The sequence below is a fragment of the Gluconacetobacter liquefaciens genome (genome assembly GCF_003350405.1).
In the GTDB taxonomy this organism is placed as follows: domain Bacteria; phylum Pseudomonadota; class Alphaproteobacteria; order Acetobacterales; family Acetobacteraceae; genus Gluconacetobacter; species Gluconacetobacter liquefaciens.
Genome location: NZ_QQAW01000030.1, coordinates 1 through 1,161, shown reverse-complemented (window position 1 = coordinate 1,161; position 1,161 = coordinate 1). Strand labels below are relative to the sequence as shown.

The 1,161-nt window shown below is 65.9% G+C and carries 1 protein-coding gene and 1 pseudogene; both read right to left on the bottom strand.

Going from position 1 to position 1,161, the window contains the following annotated elements; all coding sequences use genetic code 11:
- Positions 1-245 (bottom strand): annotated as a pseudogene (locus tag C7453_RS18570) (efflux transporter outer membrane subunit); the annotation flags it as partial.
- 22 nt (positions 246-267) lie between these two features.
- Positions 268-1,161: HlyD family efflux transporter periplasmic adaptor subunit (locus tag C7453_RS18565; protein ID WP_245949155.1), on the bottom strand; the 894-nt coding region annotated here is incomplete at its 5' end.

The following is a 1,161-nucleotide window of genomic DNA, read 5'->3' as shown; positions in this document are numbered from 1 at the left end:
TCGTAATTGCCGCCGATCGCCCGATCCACCAGCCGGTCGAGTTCCGCATCGTTGAAGCGGTGCCACCAATCCTTCAGTTCGGCATTGGTGCGTGCGATCTCGGCATCGGTCGCCGGATGCTCGTCCTCGGTAAAGTGCTCGGGCACCTTCATCCGGTCCGGCTGGTAGCGCGGGCCGACCGTGCACCCCGCCATCACCAGCGCCGAGGTCAGGACCAGGCCGGCCCGTCGGGTCTTCGTCATCATGGTCATGCTCGCGCCGGGGGCCTTACAGATGGTCTTGCAGCCAGGTGGTCAGATGCCCCTTCTGGCTGCGCGATTGCGGGCCGACGGTCACCGTGCAGGTCATGCCCGCCGCCAGCGTCACGCTGTCGGGCACATGGTCCAGATGAATGCGCACCGGAATACGCTGCGCCAGCCGCACCCACGTGAAGATCGGGTTGACGTCCTGCAGCCCCAGCCGGTCCGGATTGCCGTTCTGGTCGTTGATGCCGCGCGCGATCGAGACGACATGGCCGGGGATGATCTGCTTGTAGCCCATCAGCTTGACCCGGGCCACGTCGCCGACATGCACGCCCCACATCTTGGTTTCTTCGAAATACCCGTTCACCCAGTAGGAATCGGCGTCGATCACCGCCAGGCGTGGCTGGCCCGCCGTCAGGTAGTCACCCACCCGCAGGTTCAGGTTGGTCACGTAGCCGTTGACCGGCGAATACAGCACCGAGCGCTGCAGGTTCAGCTTCGCGAGGTCCAGCGACGCCCGCGCCGCATCCACCGCCGCCACCTGCGTCGCCACGTTCGAGTTGAACACTTCCTGTTCTTCGGCCGACACGATGCCGCCCAGCCCCATGCGGCGCTTCGCGTCGTTGCGCTTCAGCTTCAGGTCTTCCTCGGCCCCGTCCAGCCGCGCCTGTGCCTCGCGGATCGCCAGGCGGAAGCGCACCGGGTCCAGCACGAACAGCGGCTCGCCCTTGTGCACGAACTGGTTGTCCACCACCGGAACCTGCACCACCGTGCCCGGAACTTCAGGCGCCACATCCACCACATACACCCGCACGCGCCCGTCGCGCGTCCAGGGGGCAATCATATACGTGTCCCACAGGGTCACCCCCAGAACGATCGCCAGCACAACGACGCTCAGGGTCAGAACCACGCGGATCAG